Annotated in this window: 15 protein-coding genes; 3 read left to right on the top strand and 12 right to left on the bottom strand. The window is 68.4% G+C overall.

What is annotated here, in order from left to right:
- The first annotated feature begins 182 nt into the window (after positions 1-182).
- Both FM105_RS11485 and FM105_RS11480 read left to right on the top strand, forming a co-directional pair.
- Positions 183-2039, top strand: coding sequence for an L-lactate permease (locus tag FM105_RS11485; protein ID WP_087008267.1), 1857 nt, complete (start codon positions 183-185; stop codon positions 2037-2039).
- A gap of 58 nt (positions 2040-2097) precedes the next feature.
- Positions 2098-2850 carry an IclR family transcriptional regulator gene (locus tag FM105_RS11480; RefSeq protein WP_087008264.1) on the top strand — a complete coding sequence of 251 codons (753 nt, stop codon included), beginning with the start codon at positions 2098-2100 and terminating at the stop codon, positions 2848-2850.
- A 145-nt stretch (positions 2851-2995) separates the two neighbouring features.
- On the opposite strand, the gene FM105_RS11475 is transcribed toward FM105_RS11480, so the two are convergent.
- Positions 2996-4681, bottom strand: coding sequence for a ribonuclease J (locus FM105_RS11475; protein WP_087008262.1), 1686 nt, complete (start codon positions 4679-4681; stop codon positions 2996-2998).
- Positions 4675-5598, bottom strand: a complete 924-nt coding sequence (gene dapA, locus FM105_RS11470) for a 4-hydroxy-tetrahydrodipicolinate synthase (protein WP_087008260.1) — start codon at positions 5596-5598, stop codon at positions 4675-4677. The genes FM105_RS11475 and dapA overlap by 7 nt, the downstream gene beginning before the upstream one ends.
- Positions 5599-5645: 47 nt before the next feature.
- Here dapA and FM105_RS11465 point away from each other — a divergent pair, with 47 nt between their 5' ends.
- The gene (locus FM105_RS11465) at positions 5646-7007 is read left to right on the top strand and encodes a heparan-alpha-glucosaminide N-acetyltransferase domain-containing protein (RefSeq protein ID WP_087008258.1); all 1362 of its coding nucleotides are present in this window, start codon (positions 5646-5648) and stop codon (positions 7005-7007) included.
- Here FM105_RS11465 and FM105_RS11460 read toward each other — a convergent pair.
- From FM105_RS11460 to FM105_RS11415, 10 genes are all read right to left on the bottom strand, one after another.
- Positions 6967-8175, bottom strand: a complete 1209-nt coding sequence (locus FM105_RS11460) for a MalY/PatB family protein (RefSeq protein WP_087008256.1) — start codon at positions 8173-8175, stop codon at positions 6967-6969. The two genes, FM105_RS11465 and FM105_RS11460, sit on opposite strands and share 41 nt — an antisense overlap.
- On the bottom strand, positions 8172-8627 hold the full coding sequence (locus FM105_RS11455) for a tetratricopeptide repeat protein (protein WP_087008255.1): 456 nt from the start codon (positions 8625-8627) through the stop codon (positions 8172-8174). The genes FM105_RS11460 and FM105_RS11455 overlap by 4 nt, the downstream gene beginning before the upstream one ends.
- The gene (gene dapB / locus FM105_RS11450; protein ID WP_087008252.1) at positions 8624-9376 is read right to left on the bottom strand and encodes a 4-hydroxy-tetrahydrodipicolinate reductase; all 753 of its coding nucleotides are present in this window, start codon (positions 9374-9376) and stop codon (positions 8624-8626) included. Before dapB ends, FM105_RS11455 begins: the two co-directional genes overlap by 4 nt.
- Before the next feature lie 135 nt (positions 9377-9511).
- On the bottom strand, positions 9512-10132 hold the full coding sequence (locus FM105_RS11445; RefSeq protein ID WP_087008250.1) for a superoxide dismutase: 621 nt from the start codon (positions 10130-10132) through the stop codon (positions 9512-9514).
- A 129-nt stretch (positions 10133-10261) separates the two neighbouring features.
- Complete coding sequence (locus FM105_RS11440; RefSeq protein ID WP_087008248.1) at positions 10262-11572, bottom strand: M16 family metallopeptidase; 1311 nt, start codon at positions 11570-11572, stop codon at positions 10262-10264.
- 9 nt (positions 11573-11581) lie between these two features.
- A complete protein-coding gene (locus FM105_RS11435) occupies positions 11582-13810 on the bottom strand; it encodes a polyribonucleotide nucleotidyltransferase (protein ID WP_087008246.1) in 2229 nt (742 codons plus the stop codon).
- 365 nt (positions 13811-14175) lie between these two features.
- Positions 14176-14445 carry a 30S ribosomal protein S15 gene (rpsO, locus tag FM105_RS11430; protein ID WP_087008243.1) on the bottom strand — a complete coding sequence of 90 codons (270 nt, stop codon included), beginning with the start codon at positions 14443-14445 and terminating at the stop codon, positions 14176-14178.
- Between the two features lie 83 nt (positions 14446-14528).
- Positions 14529-15467, bottom strand: coding sequence for a bifunctional riboflavin kinase/FAD synthetase (locus FM105_RS11425; protein ID WP_087008240.1), 939 nt, complete (start codon positions 15465-15467; stop codon positions 14529-14531).
- Positions 15468-15575: 108 nt separating this feature from the next.
- The gene (locus FM105_RS11420; protein ID WP_087008238.1) at positions 15576-16061 is read right to left on the bottom strand and encodes a hypothetical protein; all 486 of its coding nucleotides are present in this window, start codon (positions 16059-16061) and stop codon (positions 15576-15578) included.
- Positions 16061-16786, bottom strand: coding sequence for a MarR family transcriptional regulator (locus FM105_RS11415; protein ID WP_179207166.1), 726 nt, complete (start codon positions 16784-16786; stop codon positions 16061-16063). The genes FM105_RS11420 and FM105_RS11415 overlap by 1 nt, the downstream gene beginning before the upstream one ends.
- Positions 16787-16825: the final 39 nt, after the last annotated feature.

Here is a 16825-nt window from a genome sequence, read left to right as displayed (position 1 = left end):
GCCGACCGATCTCGCCGGTCGGAATCACGGTTTCATTGCGATCGGGTCCACTGTGCAAGATTTTCGCCAGCCGCTCACGGCAAACGAGCAGGAACGTGATAGACAACTCACAGTGACCGAACTCTCAGCACAGCGCTGGGTCCGGTCTGCACCCAACCTTGAACACTCGACGGGACACCCTCATGGACAACATCGCAGTCGCAGCCCTGCTGGCGGCTTCACCCATCCTCGTAGCGGGCATACTGCTGCTCGTCTTCCGAGCCCCCGCCACAGTCGCGATGCCTGCGGCGCTGGTCGTCGCAGCCCTCGTGGCGTTCTTCGGCTGGGGCATCTCCGTCGTCACGATCAGCGCATCGGTGATCCAGGGGATCATCGTGGCCCTCGGCCTCCTCTGGATCGTCTTCGGAGCGCTCCTGCTCCTCTCCACGCTCACGAAATCCGGGGCGATCGACTCGATCAAGGCCGGTTTCGTCTCCATCTCGCCTGACCGCCGCATCCAGGTCGTCATCATCGCGTTCCTGTTCGGCAGCTTCATCGAGGGCGCCGCCGGCTTCGGAGCCCCCGCAGCCGTCGTCGCGCCGCTGCTGCTCGCACTCGGGTTCCCCGCGGTCGCCGCGGTACTCGCGGGCCTCATCATCCAGTCGGTGCCGGTGAGCTTCGGTGCAGTCGGCACCCCGATGCTCACAGGCATCGGACAGGGACTGCTGGCCGGTGACACGGGACGCTTCCCCCAGCCGATCCTGGACCGGATGGCGGAGCTCGGGATCACGGAGCAGTCGGCATTCGTCGCACACACCGCTGTACAGGTCGCCACCCTCCACGCGATCTGCGGCCTCATGATCCCGCTGATCCTCGTATGCTTCATGACGCGCTTCTTCGGTGAGCAGAAGAGCTTCCGCGCCGGTCTCGCCGTCGCCCCGTTCGCCTTCTTCGCCGCAGTGTCCTTCGTGGTCCCCTACCTGCTGGTCGCCATCTTCCTCGGCCCCGAGTTCCCGTCGCTCCTGGGCGGCATCATCGGCCTCCTGATCGTCGTGTCCGCCGCTCGTGCCGGCTTCCTCCAGCCCAAGGACACCTGGGACTTCGCTCCCCGCCACCGCTGGCCCGACAACTGGATGGGCAAAGTCGACCCGCGCACCGAGGAGGTCATCCTCGAGAAGAAGATGCCGCTCGTCCTCGCATGGTCGCCCTACCTCATCATCGTCGCGCTGCTGCTCCTGACGAGGAACATCCCGCCGCTCAAGGAGCTCCTCGGCACGACGCTGGCCATCGACTTCTCGAACCTCCTCGGAACCGGCGTCAGCCAGACGTCCGACCTGCTGTACTCCCCCGGCTTCCTCTTCGTCATCGCCGCACTGCTCACGATCCCTCTGCAGCGCATGACCAGGAACCAGGTCGCAGGAGCCTGGCGGGTCGCGGGCAAGCAGATCGCCGGAGCCGCGTTCGCGCTGCTGTGCTCCGTGCCGATGGTCCGCGTGTTCATCAACTCCGGCGCGGACTTCAACTCGTCCGGCATGGACTCCATGCCTCTCACCCTGGCGGAGGCGGCGGCGAACTCGATGGGCAGCGCGTGGCCGCTCGTCGCACCGTTCGTCGGAGCATTGGGAGCGTTCGTGGCCGGGTCGAACACGGTCTCCAACCTCATGTTCTCGCAGTTCCAGTTCGCGACCGGTGTGAATCTCGGCGTGGAGTCGCCGGAGACGATCGTCGCGGCCCAGGCCGTCGGCGGTGCCGCCGGCAACATGGTGGCGGTCCACAACGTCGTCGCAGCCGCCGCGACGGTGGGCCTGCTGGGACGCGAGGGCGAGATCCTGCGGAAGACCGCGCTGCCGATGGTCGTCTACAGCCTCTTGGCCGGTTCGATCGCGTTCATGATGGTGTTCGGCGGTGGGCTGAACCTCGGCACGATCGTGTTCGCGCTGCTCGTCATCGGACTCGTCACAGCGTTCTTCACGCTGCGCAGGACGAACGACGTTCCGAACGGCGACCTGCTCCCCGACCGGCCCAGCGGGTCTGTCGAGGACGCGCCGGTGAGTCGCTGACGCACACCGCACGTAGCCGCCGCGGGGCCTCCCCGCGGCGGCTACGCTGGTGAACACGATGACTTCCCAGACCTCCCCCTCCCGCCCCACCCGCGTCCAGTCGGTCGATCGCACGATCGACGTCCTCGAAGCCCTCGCCGAAGTCGGGGGCATCGCGCGGTCCAAGGAGATCGCCCAGGCGGTCGGGCTCCCGGTCCCCACGGTGCACCGTCTGCTCGCAACCCTGAACGTCCGCGGATATGTGCTCCAGCTCCCGGACCGTCGATATGCGCTCGGAGCACGCCTGGTGCGACTGGGAACAGTCGCGGCGCAGCAGTCGGGCGCCCAGGTCCAACCGGCACTCGACCGGCTGGTGACGCGGCTCGAGGAGACGGTGAATCTGGCATTCCTCACGCAGGACACGATGACCTATGTCGCACAGGCCTCGTCGCACCGCTCGATGCGCATGTTCACAGAGGTTGGGCGACGCGTGGCCCTGCACGCGTCCGGAGTCGGCAAGGCGGTTCTCACGACGCTGCCGGAGTCCCAGGTCCGCGACGTCCTCACGACAGCAGGCACACAGGATCTCGACGCGGTGCTCGCGGAGGTCGGCGCCAGCCGCGAGCGCGGCTACGCGATCGACGATGAGGAGCAGGAGGTGGGAGTGAGGTGCCTCGCGGTCGCGGTGCCGGGTGGCCCCGCACCCGCTGGGCTGTCCGTGTCCGGTCCCAGTTCCCGACTGGGACCGCTCGTGTACGAGCAGGTGGCCGCGCAGCTGCACGCGACTGCGAAGGAGCTCGCACAGGGCTGGGCGCTCGACACGGGCTTCTGACCTCGACGAGCATCACCAGCGCACGTCACCGTGGCGTACACGTCACCGCGCGCCGCGCATCGTCGCTGATCACCCGGAGACGCAGACAGGGGGCCCTGGAGAACCTTTCGGTTCTCCAGGGCCCCCTGTCTGTGTCCGGCGACCGTCAGAGCACGACGACCATCGGGACGATCATCGGCTTGCGACGCAGCTTCGATGAGATCCAGCGTCCGATCGTGCGGCGGATGATCTGCTGGAGCTGGTGCCGGTCCTTCGTCCCGTTCCGCAGCGCGTCCAGGACCGCTGCCTCCAGCTTGGGCGCGATCGAGGCGAACACCTTCGCCTCCTCTGCGACTCCGCGCGTATGGATCTCCGGTCCCGCGATCACTTCCCTGCGGGATGCGTCGACCGCCATGAAGACGGAGACGAAGCCCTCCCCCGCGAGTGTGAGGCGATCCTTGAGGTCCGCCTCCGTGATCGCTCCGACGGACGATCCGTCGACGAAGAGGTCCTGCGTCGGATAGGCCCCCGCGACGGTCGGTACGCCGTCGACCAGGTCGACCGCATAGCCGTTCTCCGCCAGGATGATCCGATCCTCCGGCACACCCGTCTGAGCCGCCAGTTCGCCGTTCGCCAGGAGGTGGCGCCATTCGCCGTGCACCGGCATGACGCCCTTCGGCTGGACGATGTTGTACGTGTACAGGAGCTCTGCCGCGGACGCGTGACCCGACACGTGGATGTTGGCGGACCCTTTGTGCACGACCTTCGCGCCCAGCTTCATGAGTCCGTTGATGACGCGGAAGACGGCGTTCTCGTTGCCGGGGACCAGCGAGGACGCGAGGATGACCATGTCATCCTCGCCCACATCGATGGGGTGGTTGCGGTTGGCCATGCGTCCCAGCGCGGCCATGGGCTCGCCCTGGCTGCCGGTGCTCATGAGCACGATCTGGTCATCCGGGTAGTCGCCCACCCGCTTCATGTCGATGACGGTCCCCGGAGGTGCCGTGAGGTACCCCAGATCCTGTGCGATCTTCATGTTGCGGACCATCGACCGCCCGACGAAGGCGACCTTGCGGCCGTGCGCGCTCGCCGCATCGAGCACCTGCTGGACGCGGTGCATGTGCGAGGCGAACGAGGCCACGATGATGCGGCGGGGCGCCTGCGCGAACAGGTTCACGAGGACCGGTCCGATGTCCTTCTCGAACGGAGTGAAGCCCGGGACCTCTGCGTTCGTGGAGTCCGTGAGGAAGAGATCGACGCCCTCCTCCCCCAGCCGGGCGAACGCGCGCAGGTCCGTGATGCGTCCGTCGAGCGGCAGCTGGTCCATCTTGTAGTCGCCCGTGTGCAGGACGTTCCCCGCGCCGGTCCGGATCATGACGGCCAGGGCATCGGGGATCGAGTGGTTCACCGCGATGAACTCGAGGTCGAACGGACCCAGCTGGTCCTTGTCGTTCTCCTTGACCACCCGAGTGGTCGGCTTGATGCGGTGCTCCTTGAGCTTCGCCTCGATCAGCGCGAGCGTCAGCGTGGATCCCAGCAGCGGGATATCGGCACGCTTGCGCAGCAGGTAGGGCACAGCACCGATGTGGTCCTCGTGCCCGTGGGTGAGCACCATGCCGACGATCTTGTCGTACCGACCCTCGAGGTAGGTGAGGTCCGGGAGGATCAGGTCCACGCCCGGCTGCTCCTCTTCCGGGAACAGCACGCCGCAGTCCACGATCAGGATCTTGTCGTGGTATTCGAAGACGGTCATATTGCGGCCGACTTCTCCGAGTCCGCCGAGTGCTACGATTCTCAGAGCATCGCGGGAGGCCTTTTTCGGCTCCGCGATCTCTGTCTGATAAGTCAACACGTGAGGTATTCGCTCCTTTGCAGGGCCAGGCGCACCGCCTCCACCTGCTGGGCGTCAGCCGGCAGCAGAGGGAGGCGCGTCGTGCGCGTCGGGATCACACCCAGGAGTTCGAGCGCCGCCTTCGCGGCGACGACACCGGGCATGTGGTTCATGATCGCGTCCACCAGTGGTGCCAGGTCCGCCGCGATCCGGCGGGCCGCCGCGACATCATTCGACGCGACGAGGGAGACGAGGGTGCTGATGCGGTCCGCGGCGACATGGCCAACGACGGACACGACGCCGGAGGCGCCGATCGCGAGCAGCGGGAGGTTGAGTGCGTCCTCACCGGAGTAGACGGCGATCGCTCCGTGCCCCAGGACATCCTGGGACGCGCCCAGCGCGCCCTTCGCATCCTTGACCGCCAGGATGCGCGGATGCTCCGCCAGGGACAGGATCGTCGGGGTGGTGAGGGGGACGGCCGAACGGCCGGGGATGTCGTAGAGCATGACGGGCAGCTGTGTGGAGTCGGCGATCGCACGCGTGTGGGCGATGATCCCGTCCTGCGTGGGGCGCGAATAGTACGGGGTGACGACGAGGAGGCCGTCGGCTCCGCACTCCTCTGCGCTGCGCGACAGCGCGATCGACTGGGCCGTGTGGTTCGTGCCGACTCCGGCGACGACCTTCGCACGCCCTGACGTGGCGGAGATCACGGCGCGGAGGATCTCCGCCTTCTCCAGATCCGTCGTCGTGGACGCCTCCCCCGTCGTGCCGGACACGACCAGGAGGTCGTTTCCGAGCCGCACGAGATAGTCCGCCGTCGCTTCGAGCGCGGCGTAGTCGACAGCGCCGTCCGCGGTGAACGGGGTGATCATCGCAGTACCGACGCGGCCGAAGGCCTTTCGCGCCTCGATGCCTGCTGCGTCATCTATCATGGCCATGCTCCGATCCTACCCGCCGTGCGCGGGCGAACCCGCGAAGGCTTGCCGTGCCCCCCACTCCCGCATCGCACGATCCGCAGACACCGCGACCGCCCCTGCGTGCGCGGATCCTCGGCATCGACATCGCCCGCGGTCTCGCCCTCTTCGGCATGATGGCCACGCACGTCCTGCCCCGCATGGACGAGACCGGCGACCTCACGGCCGTCGCACTGCTCCAGGGGCGCGCGTCGGCACTGTTCGCCATCCTGGCCGGCTTCTCCATCATCCTGTCGACGCGCAGCGCGCTGGCGCACACCGGCGGTCGCGGGTGGGCCGCGGCGTCCGCAGGACTCGTGATCCGCGGCGCACTCATCGCGCTCATCGGATTCGCACTGGGCGAGCTGCCCTCCGGCATCGCGATCATCCTCGTCAACTACGGCGTGCTGTTCGTCATAGCCCCGCTGTTCCTGCGCCTGCCCACCTGGCTGCTGGGCGTGAGCGCGTGGGCCTGGTTCCTCGTCACCCCGCAGCTGTCCCACGCCATACGGTCCAGCGTCGATTCCGGCTTCGCCGATTCGGGGTTGACGGTGCCGGCGTTCTCCAACATGCACATGGCGGACACATGGGTCGGGCTGTTCCTGACCGGCTACTACCCCTTGCTGCAGTGGGTCGGATACATCCTGCTGGGCATGTGGCTCGCACGGATCGACTGGTCCGATCTCCATCGCCGGATCACGCTCCTCATCGCGGGCGGAGCGCTCACCACGCTCGCACTGTCCGCCTCGGCCCTCCTCATGAACATGCGCGGACGCTGGGAGCTGGATTCGCTCTACGGTGAGGAGTCCGTGACCGGGGTCCACACATACGTCGACCGCGTCATCATGCTGGGCGCCTACGGGGTCACTCCTGCGGACTCCCCCTGGTGGCTCGTCACCGCGGGCCCGCATTCGGGCACGACGTTCGACCTCGTGCAGACCGCCGGGGTCGCGATGGCGGTGCTCGCCCTCTGCCTCCTGCTGGGCCCGCTCCTGGGCCGCGGCCCGGCACTCGTGCACGCGTGGCTGTCGCGTCCGGGCTCGATGCCCCTGAGCATGTACACGCTCCACATCTGCCTCCTGGCGCTCGGAGAGATGACCGCGCTGAGGACCGTGCCCTGGCTCGACACGCAGACGGAGTGGTTCTGGGTCAACGTCGTCGCGGTCATCGTCGCCGGACTGGTGTGGACCGGCCTCGTCTCGAGACGGGGCCCGCTGGAGGCGGTGCTCACCGCGGCCGTGCGAGCGGTGCAACGTTCGGTGCTCGGCGACGGTCTGGATCCGTCCGGGGGCCAGACTCCTGCCGACGATCGGTCACCGCCCGACTGTCAGAATCCCCCCGACGGTGCGCGCGTCAGCGGGCCGAGGCGGCCGCAGCCTCCCCCATCTGCGTGACGGCCTCCGCGAGGATCTCCGGTCGTGTCGCGAAGTTCAGGCGCACCGCGTTCTCCCCGCCTCTCCCGAACACGTGCCCGGAGCTCAGCGCCACCTGAGCCTCGTCGAGGAAGAACTTCGCCGGTCCGGCGAGATCGGAGACCACTGCGAGCGCGTCTGCGGAGGCGGATGCCTCCAGACCCAGCGCCGAGGCGTCCAGCCAGGCGAGGTACGTGGCCTGCGGAGGCGTCCACGCCACCTGGGGAAGATGGGTCGACAGCAGATCGCCCAGGAGCGATCGGTTCTCCTCGAGTCCCGCGAGCAGGGCATCGAGCCAGTCCGCGCTGTGGGCGAACCCGGCGGTGTGCGCGAGGATGCCGAGGTGGCTGGGCCCGTGGCCGACCTCCTCCGGCAGGCGCGCGAGGTCGGACGCCGCATCGGGTCCGGCCATCAGCAGCGCCGCCTTGAGCCCTGCGAGGTTGAAGGCCTTCGAGCCGCTCGTGAGCGCGAACGCGTTCTCCGCACCCGCGACCGACAGCAGGGGCACGAAGGACGCGTCGGAGTAGACGAGCGGCGCGTGGATCTCGTCGGAGATGATCCGCGCGCCGTGGCGGCGTGCGACCTCTGCCGTCGCCTCGAGCTCCGTCCGCGAGTGCACCGTGCCCGTGGGATTGTGCGGGTTCGACAGGAGGACCACGGGATGTGCGGAGCCGAGCGAACGTGCGCGCACCAGTGCGTCTTCGATCGCGGCGGGGTTGAGCCTGCCGTCGGCCGTGAGCGGCGTCTCCACCACCTGCCGGTCCGCGTGCGTGACGAAGGCGAAGAACGGTGCGTAGACCGGCGAGGTGACGACCACGGCGTCCCCCGGTGCGGTCAGCAGGCGGAGCGTCTCGACGATCCCCATCATCACGTCCGGCACGAGTGCGGCGCGCGACGGATCCAGCCCGTCCCATCCCCAGCGCTCCGATGCGAAGCGGGCCACGGCCTCGGCGTAGTCCGTGCCGTACGGATAGCCGGTGTCACCGGATTCCGCCGCGCGGATGATCGCCTGGGACACGGCGGGCGCGAGCGTCACGTCCATCTCCGCGACCCACAGCGGCAGGACGGTGTCCGGATACAGGCGCCATTTCATACTCGTGCGCGCTCTGAGGTCTGCGCGCGTGGGACCGAGGAGCGGGTTGGAGATCATGCGCTCACGCTATCGCGCTTCTCCATCCGGATGGCTCGTCGCATCGATTCCCGCGCGCGCTTGCGATCCCCCGCGGCGTCGTACGCGCACGACAGCCGGAACCAGGAGCGCCAGTCATCGGGCGCCGTATCGGTCTCCGCGCGGTAGCGCTCGAACTCCGCATCCGCCGCTTCCCGCACGATGCGGCCGCCGGGCGTGCGCGGGAGGTTGTCCGGGGGCAGTCCGCCCTCGCTGGCGAGCACATCGGCGATGCGCTCCGTCTGGGCACCGAACATCAGCTCGCGCACGAGCGTCCAGGCACCGACGATCGGCAGCGCGAAGAGCGCCAGGCCGAGTCCCTTCGCGAGCAGCGACTCGTCCGTCACCATGATCCAGGCCCGCTGATACGTGAACCAGAAGTAGAGCAGCAGCGCGATCGAGACGATCGCGACCCCCACCTTCGCCCGGGTCATGCGAGGTCCAGGTAGGACTCGAGCCCCACGTCCAGGCCGCTGCGCTCACCGATCGTGCGCACGGCGGTGAGGATCCCCGGCATGAAGGCACTGGTGGAGAAGGTGTCCGTGCGCAGGGTGAGCGCTTCGCCGTCGGAGCCGAACATGATCTCCTCGTGGGCGTTCATCCCCTGCTGGCGTACCGCGTGGACGTGGACGCCGTCGATCGCCGCACCGCGGGCGCCGTGGGGATCCGAGTCGGTGGCATCCGGCATGTCGGGCAGCCCGGCGTCCGCACGCGCCCGCGCGATGCGCTGTGCCGTGTGCACGGCGGTTCCCGACGGCGCGTCCAGCTTGCGCGTGTGGTGGATCTCGAGGATCTCCGCCGAATCGAAGTACGGAGCCGCGAGCTCTGCGAAGCGCATCGCGAGCACGGCACCGATCGAGAAGTTCGGAGCGATGAGCACGGCGGTCTGCGGCTGATCGGCGAGGCGGGTCCGGAGTCCGTCGAGGCGCTCCGCAGTCCACCCTGTCGTCCCGACGACTGTGTCGATGCCGTGATCGACCAGGAACGCCACGTTGGCCTCCGTCGCGCCGGGGACCGTGAGCTCGACGGCGACGTCGACCTTCGCGTCGAGGATCTGCTCGATCGGATCCGAGCTGCCGAGCGCGGCGGTGAGGACGAACCCGTCTGCGGCTTCGATCGCCTCGACGGCATGCGACCCCATGCGCCCCTGTGCTCCGATGACGCCCACTCGGATGTCGCTCACGTGTCACTCCCTGTTCCCCGATCCCGGTGGATCGGCCTGTGCTTCGCGGTCGTGACCGATTCTACGGGCCGGCGCCGAACGACGAAGCGCCCCCGCTCCGAAGAGCGGGGGCGCTGTCGCACTGGCAGTGGTGCGTCAGGCGATGAGGCCCGGCGTCTGCGTGCGTGCGCGCTCGAAGCGTGCCTGCACGTCCTCCCAGTTGACGATGTTCCACCAGGCCTTGACGTAGTCCGGCTTCACGTTCTGGTAGTCGAGGTAGAAGGCGTGCTCCCACATGTCGAGCTGCAGCAGCGGGATGTAGCCCACCTGCACGTTGCCCTGCTGATCGTAGAGCTGCTCGAGGGTGAGGCGCTGACCCAGCGTGTCCCACCCGAGGATGGCCCAGCCGGAGCCCTGGATCGACGTCGCCGCGGCCGTGAAGTGGCCCTGGAACGCATCGAATCCGCCGAACTGGTCGTCGATCGCCGCTGCGAGCTCTCCGGTGGGCTTGTCGCCGCCGTCCGGGCTCATGTTGTTCCAGAAGATCGTGTGGTTGATGTGGCCGCCGAGGTTGAAGGAGAGGTCCTTCGACAGCTTGCTCACCGTGCCGAATTCGCCCTTCTCACGGGCCTCCGCCAGCTGTTCGAGCGCGGTGTTCGCACCCTTCACGTAGGTCGCATGGTGCTTGTCGTGGTGCAGCTCCATGATGCGACCGGAGATGTGCGGCTCCAGCGCTGCGTAATCGTACGGAAGGTCGGGAAGGCTGTACTCAGCCATGTGATGCCTCCTTGTGTTCGTCGGGTGGGCGGAACGCCCCTCCACATTCATCGACCCTATCCCGGGCCGCTATCAGGGACAACGGCACCGGGACCTGCGGATATTCCCCCACGGCGGGACCTTCTGGAATCAGCGAAGCGAGGGCATCGGCAGATCGCCCCGCGGGCCGACTGCTGCGAGCGCCCATTCCTGGGAGAGCAACCCTACCGCGTGCGCACGGATCTGCTCCGGCGTCACGGAGCGGACCCGGTCGATGAGCACCTCGGCGCTCAGCAGGGGCACTGCCGTCAGTTCGTGGCGGGCGATCCGATTCATGCGCACCGCAGTCGATTCGAGTCCCAGAACGGTGCCGCCCGCCAGCTGCGACACGACGTCGTCCACCTCGTCCGCGCCCGGTGCGCGGTCCGCGATGCGGAGCAGCTCCTCCCGCACGAGCGCGAGGACCTGGTCCGAGGATTCCGGCGCGCACCCTGCGTACACGCCGAACAGTCCGGCGTCCGAGTACTGGCTGAGCACGGTCTGGACGGAATACGCGAGACCATGCTCTTCCCGTATCCGCTGGAACAGCCGTGACGCCATGCCTCCGCCCAGCAGGTTCGACAGGACGAGGTGCACGAAGCGGTCATCATGCCCTTCGGGCAGGCCTGCTGTGCCCAGGATGATCCCCTGCTGCTCGGTCGCACGTTCCCGCACATGGATGCCGGGGGTGAAGAGAGCGGGGGTCAGAGCGTCGGCAGCGGTGTCCCGGGCTTTCGCGCTCTGTGCGAGAGGCCGGACTGCGCGGGTACCGGCGATGTGCGCCGTGACCTGCTCGACGACCTCGGCATGGGATGCTCCCCCGGCGGCGGCGAACACCAGTCCGGGACCGGCGTACGCGTCCTCGTAGTGCTCACGCAGGACGCTGTGCTCGAGCACACGGATCTGCCGGCGCGTCGCCCCGACGGGGCGCCCGAGCGGCTGATCGGCGAACGCGAGCTGCTCGAAGTCCTCGAACAGCTGGTCCGTCGGATCGTCCGCGGCCATCGCGAGCTCCTCCACGATGACGCCGCGTTCGCGCTCGAACTCCGCTTCGTCGAGCGTGGACCGCAGGACCATGTCCCACAGCAGCTCGCCCACGCCGTCGAGGTCGCTCACGAGGCACCGCGCGTAGTAGCAGGTGTACTCCTTCGCCGTCACGGCGTTGGAATCACCGCCGGTGCGCTCGAGGCCGCGTGCGATGTCCCGCGGGCTGCGGGTCGCCGTTCCCTTGAAGAGCATGTGCTCCAGGAAATGCGTGGATCCCGCGGCGACGTGGGACTCGTGGCGTGAGCCCGAGCCCACCCAGACGCCGACGGTCTCCGACTGCAGGCCGGGAACGGTCTCGGTGATGATGCGAATGCCGCCGGGGAGGACGGTGCGCTCGATGCGACCGCCCTCCCCCGCTGAGAGGAGCTCACTCACGTGTGCGGATCAGGCCTCCTCGGCCGTCTCCGCGGCCGCGTCGTCGTCCGAATCGTCCGTCACCGGCACGAGCGACAGCTTTCCGCGATCATCGATCTTGGTGATCTCGACCTGGACCTTCTGGCCCACGCTGAGAACGTCCTCGACCTCTTCCACGCGCTTGCCCTCGTTCAGCTTCCGCAGCTCCGAGATGTGGAGCAGGCCGTCGCGGCCCGGGCTCAGCGACACGAACGCGCCGAAGCTCATGAGCTTGACGACGGTGCCGAGGTAGCGCTCTCCGACCTCAGGGACCTGCGGGTTCGCGATCGCGTTGATCGCACTGCGGGCGGCTTCCGCCGCGACGCCGTCCGAGGCACCGATGAGGACGGTGCCGTCGTCCTCGATGCTGATCTGCGCGCCGGTGTCCTCCTGGATCTGATTGATCATCTTGCCCTTGGGCCCGATGACCTCACCGATCTTGTCGACGGGAATGTTCACGGAGATGATCCGCGGTGCAGTCGGAGCCATCTCCGCCGGAGCGTCGATCTCCTCCTTCATCACGTCGAGGATCGCGAGGCGCGCTTCGCGCGCCTGCTTGAGCGCGGCGCTGAGCACGGTGGCCGGAAGGCCGTTGAGCTTCGTGTCGAGCTGGATCGCGGTGATGAACTCACCGGTGCCCGCCACCTTGAAGTCCATGTCGCCGAACGCGTCCTCTGCACCCAGGATGTCCGTGAGCGCGGCGTAGGCGGTCTGAGGTCCGTCCGGCGTGTCGACCAGGTCGGAGACGAGGCCCATCGCGATTCCGGCGACGGGAGCGCGCAGCGGCACACCCGCGTGGAGCATCGCCAGCGTCGAGGCGCAGACCGAGCCCATCGAGGTCGAGCCGTTGGAGCTCAGTGCCTCGGAGACCTGGCGGATGGCGTAGGGGAACTCCTCGCGCGTCGGCAGGACGGGCATGAGCGCGCGCTCAGCGAGGGCACCGTGACCGATCTCGCGGCGCTTGGGGCTGCCCACGCGACCGGTCTCACCGGTGGAGTACGGCGGGAAGTTGTAGTGGTGCATGTAGCGCTTCGACTTCACCGGCGACAGCGAGTCGATCTGCTGCTCCATCTTGAGCATGTTGAGCGTCGTGACGCCGAGGATCTGCGTCTCGCCGCGCTCGAAGAGGGCCGATCCGTGGACACGCGGCAGCACACCGGTCTCCGCGGACAGGGGACGGATGTCCTTGAGCCCACGGCCGTCGATCCGGACCTGCTCGGTGAGGATGCGCTTGCGGATGACCTGCTTGGTGAGCGCATTGAGCGCTCCCGCGATCTCTCCCTCGCGTCCCTCGAAGCGCTCTGCGAGCTGCTCGTAGAGGGAGGTGAGCAGCACGTCGCCGGCGGCTTCGCGCTCCTGCTTGTCCGCGATCTGGAAGTTCTTCGTCTGCTGCTCGAGTGCGAGCTCCTCGACGGCCGCGTAGACGTCGTCCTGGAATTCGCTGAAGACGGGGTAGTCGGCCGTGGGCTTCGCCGCACGGGCAGCGAGCTCGCTCTGTGCGCGGACGAGCTCACGGATGAAGGGCTTCGCCGCTTCGAGGCCGCTCGCGACGACGTCTTCGGTCGGCGCGGTGGCGCCGCCGCGGACCAGATCGATGACCCGATCCGACGACTCCGCCTCGACCATCATGATCGCGACGTCGTCACCGACGACGCGACCGGCGATGGCCATGTCGAAGACTGCGTCCTCGAGCTGCTCGTGGGTCGGGAACGCGACCCACTGGTCATCGATCAGTGCGATGCGCACACCGCCGATCGGACCGTTGAAGGGCAGACCGGACAGCTGGGTCGACATCGACGCGGCGTTGATCGCCAGCGTGTCGTAGAGGACGCCGGGCGCCACCGACATGACGGTGACGACGACCTGGACCTCGTTGCGCAGACCCTTGACGAAGGTGGGGCGCAGCGGGCGGTCGATGAGGCGGCAGGTGAGGATGGCGTCCGTGGACGGACGGCCCTCACGGCGGAAGAACGAGCCGGGGATCCGGCCGTCCGCGTACATGCGCTCCTCGACGTCGACGGTCAGCGGGAAGAAGTCGAAGTGCTCCTTCGGCTTCTTGCTGGCGGTCGTGGCCGACAGGAGCATCGTCTCGTCATCGAGGTAGGCGCAGACGCTGCCCGCGGCCTGCTGGGCGATGCGACCGGTCTCGAAGCGGACTGTGTGTGTACCGAAGCGCCCGTTGTCGATATGGGCGACGGTTGACTCGGGGTTGATCCCCACGGTGTCTCCGTTCTGCCGCCGCGCACGTCGAACGAGCGGGCGGCGGGATGGTTGCGCCGCGTCCCCGTGTGGGACCGGCGCGCTGTGGCCGACGGCAGTGCGCTGCGCGTTCGCGCGGCACGTCGTGTTTTCGGCGGCCTTCGATCGAAGCCCACGCACATCGTATTGCGGAGGCCACTGTCGAGGACCGACGACGCTGCCATCGGGTACTGGACTCGCCCATCGTAGCAAGTGGACCGGACCTCTCCGGCCACACGCTCCCGGCGGATGAGGGAAGCCCCCTCCCACCGCACGGTGGAAGGGGGCTTCGAAACGCTCAGCGACCGGCTCAGGCGCCGGGAGCGCTGGGCGGCGAGCAGGCGGACTCAGCGGCGCAGGCCGAGGCGGCCGATGAGCTCGCGGTAGCGGTTGATGTCCGTGTTCTGCAGGTACTTGAGCATCCGGCGGCGCTGTCCGACGAGCAGGAGCAGGCCACGACGCGAGTGGTGGTCGTGCTTGTGCTCCTTGAAGTGCTCCGTCAGATCGGCGATGCGGCGAGACATGACAGCGATCTGAACCTCCGGAGAACCGGTGTCGCCTTCGTGTGTCGCGTACTCCTTGATGATCTCCTGCTTGACCGTGGGGTCGAGAGCCATATGAGTCCTCCGTGGTGTCGCTGCGCGGCGCCCGGACCTTCTGTCCGAGCACTGTGGAACCGCGGCCGATGATAGAACGGCGACTAAGAGACTAGCACAGAGCGGGCACGGTCCACGTCCTCGTGCATCTGCGCGATGAGCGGCTCCATCCCCCGGAAGGCGACCTGGCCGCGGATGCGCTCGACGAAGGAGACCTCCATCGTGTCCCCGTACACGTCGAGATCCGCGAACCGGACGTCGAGCGCATGCCCCTCGACGGTCCGCACGCTGCCGTGGAACGTCGGGTTCGTCCCGACGGAGATCGCGGTGGGCAGCCGCAGCCCGCGGGAGGGGAAGTGCATCCACCCGGCGTAGACCCCGTCCGCCGGGACCAGGCCCTCGGCCTCCAGGTCCAGATTCGCCGTGGGGAAGCCCATCTCGCGCCCGCGCTTCTCTCCGTGCACGACGGTGCCCGTGAGCGTGTGGTTGTATCCGAGCTGGTCTGCGGCGGAGCGCACGTCGCCCTCTTCGAGCAGCCGACGGATGGCGCTCGAGGAGTACCGCGTCCCCTCCCCCACCTCGTCGATGACGACGACGTCGAAGCCGTGGCGACGGCCGAGCGCGGTGAGCGCCTCCAGATCGCCCGAGTTCCCCCGGCCGAAGCGGACGTCGTGACCGACCACGACGGCGCTGGCGCGGAGCTTCCCCACGAGGTAGTCGAGCACGAACTCCTCCGCTGACTGGTCCGCGAAGGCGAGCGTGTACGGCTGGACGAGGACGGCATCGACTCCGGATCGCGCGATCCGCCCGAGGCGCTGGTCGAGGCTGCAGATCAGCTCCACCGGCGAATCCGACTGGTGCACGATCCTGGGATGCGGATCGAACGTCACGACGACCGACCGGAGGCCGCGGGAATCCGCCGCTGCTCGGAGCTCGTCGAGCACGACCGCATGACCGCGGTGCACACCATCGAAGTTGCCGATGGTGATCACTGTGCGGCCGTAGTCCGCGGGTATGTCCTCAGGCCTTCGGAAGATGTCCACCTGCGTCCTCTCAGTGAGCTCGGTTCAGTGCGGACCGCGCCGGCGACCGGCGCGGAGACGTCGCCTCCGCACATGCGCGAGGCACCCGGTCCAGGGTAGCGCAGGGTCTCACCCGACGAGCGCGCGGCCGATGACGCCGATGGCCAGCGCGACTCCGAGCGACGCCAGCGAGCCGATGATGAACCGTTCCCCGGCCGTGGGGCTGCGGAGGAGCTCCGGGACTCGCCCCAGCCCCTTGATCGCGACGACCACGGCGAGGATCGACGGCTCCCCCAGAGCGATCCCTCCTGCGACGAACCCCCGCTCCAGCAGTCCGATCCACAGCCCTCCGCGCAGGAGCCCGTCGTCGTCGACATCGGCGGCAGGCTCGACCTCGTCAGCGACAGTGGGCCGCCCGACGGTCTCGACATCCTCCGCGACCGCCTCCTCTGCGACCGCGCAGTCCTCTGCGACGTCCGCCTCAGCGTGCGCAGCCCGCGCGCGGTCCCGGCCGCCGGCCACCCGGAGCACCAGCCGCGTGAGCGGCCAGCCCAGCAGCGCGGCGACGATCCCGACCCCGAGCGCCGCGATGGTCGTGACGACGTCTCCGCCCATCACAGCTCCTCCTCCGCTCCACGAGTCGTGGCGGCTGTCATGCTCACGCCCGTGGGACACAGCTCGAGAGTGCGGGCGAGCAGGCGCGCCGCCGTGCGCAGGCCCTCGTCGACCGTGACCGCGTCGTGCGTGCGCAGGGCCTTCGAGACGGCCTGACGGGTGATGCCCAGCTGATCCGCGAGCTGCGCCTGCGTGGCATCCGGAGCCGCACGCGCCGCGTCGATGACTCGCCATCCGGCGTCGGTCCGCTCGTCGATGACGATCGAGAGCAGGCGGAGCACTGTCTGCGCGTCGCGCGCCGCAGCGCTCGCATCGCTGCCGCGGCTCTCGCTTTGGGAACTCTGGGAACTCTGGGAACTCTGGGAACTCTGGGACGCATCATCGACCGAGGGCGACACACGCACGGCGACCCGATCAGGATGTCCCTTCGCCTCGTCGACGGCGTCCCGCGCTCCGAGGAACGGCCCCCCGCGCGAGGCTCTGCTCGAGTCGGCGAGCTCCACATCGTGACCGATCCCGATGCCCACCCTCCACCGCCCGTCGCGGACGATGGCCTCCCACGCGTCGACGACCGCACGAGGGTCCTCGAGGACTGCCTGGACCTCGTCGCCCGCGGTGCGCTCGAAGGGAAGCCGCACCGGCACGCCCTGCAGAGTCGCCAGCAGCGCCGGCACAGCGTCTGCGTGAGCCCGGGAATCGACCTGGTCGACGGTCATGACGAACATGCTCCCAGTGAAGCGCAGATCACAGCTCGTGTCAATCTT

Source organism: Brevibacterium yomogidense (genome assembly GCF_900163715.1).
Lineage (GTDB): Bacteria > Actinomycetota > Actinomycetes > Actinomycetales > Brevibacteriaceae > Brevibacterium > Brevibacterium yomogidense_A.
The sequence above is the reverse complement of the archived record's forward strand: the minus strand, read 5'-3'. Positions and strand labels throughout refer to the sequence as shown.

Coding starts and splice junctions, on each gene's coding strand:
- FM105_RS11485 (WP_087008267.1), top strand. CDS start 183: ATGGACAACATCGCAGTCGCAGCCCTGCTGGCGGCTTCACCCATCCTC.
- FM105_RS11480 (WP_087008264.1), top strand. CDS start 2,098: ATGACTTCCCAGACCTCCCCCTCCCGCCCCACCCGCGTCCAGTCGGTC.
- dapA (WP_087008260.1), bottom strand. CDS start 5,598: ATGGCCATGATAGATGACGCAGCAGGCATCGAGGCGCGAAAGGCCTTC.
- FM105_RS11460 (WP_087008256.1), bottom strand. CDS start 8,175: ATGATCTCCAACCCGCTCCTCGGTCCCACGCGCGCAGACCTCAGAGCG.
- FM105_RS11455 (WP_087008255.1), bottom strand. CDS start 8,627: ATGACCCGGGCGAAGGTGGGGGTCGCGATCGTCTCGATCGCGCTGCTG.
- FM105_RS11445 (WP_087008250.1), bottom strand. CDS start 10,132: ATGGCTGAGTACAGCCTTCCCGACCTTCCGTACGATTACGCAGCGCTG.
- rpsO (WP_087008243.1), bottom strand. CDS start 14,445: ATGGCTCTCGACCCCACGGTCAAGCAGGAGATCATCAAGGAGTACGCG.
- FM105_RS11420 (WP_087008238.1), bottom strand. CDS start 16,061: ATGGGCGGAGACGTCGTCACGACCATCGCGGCGCTCGGGGTCGGGATC.
- FM105_RS11415 (WP_179207166.1), bottom strand. CDS start 16,786: ATGTTCGTCATGACCGTCGACCAGGTCGATTCCCGGGCTCACGCAGAC.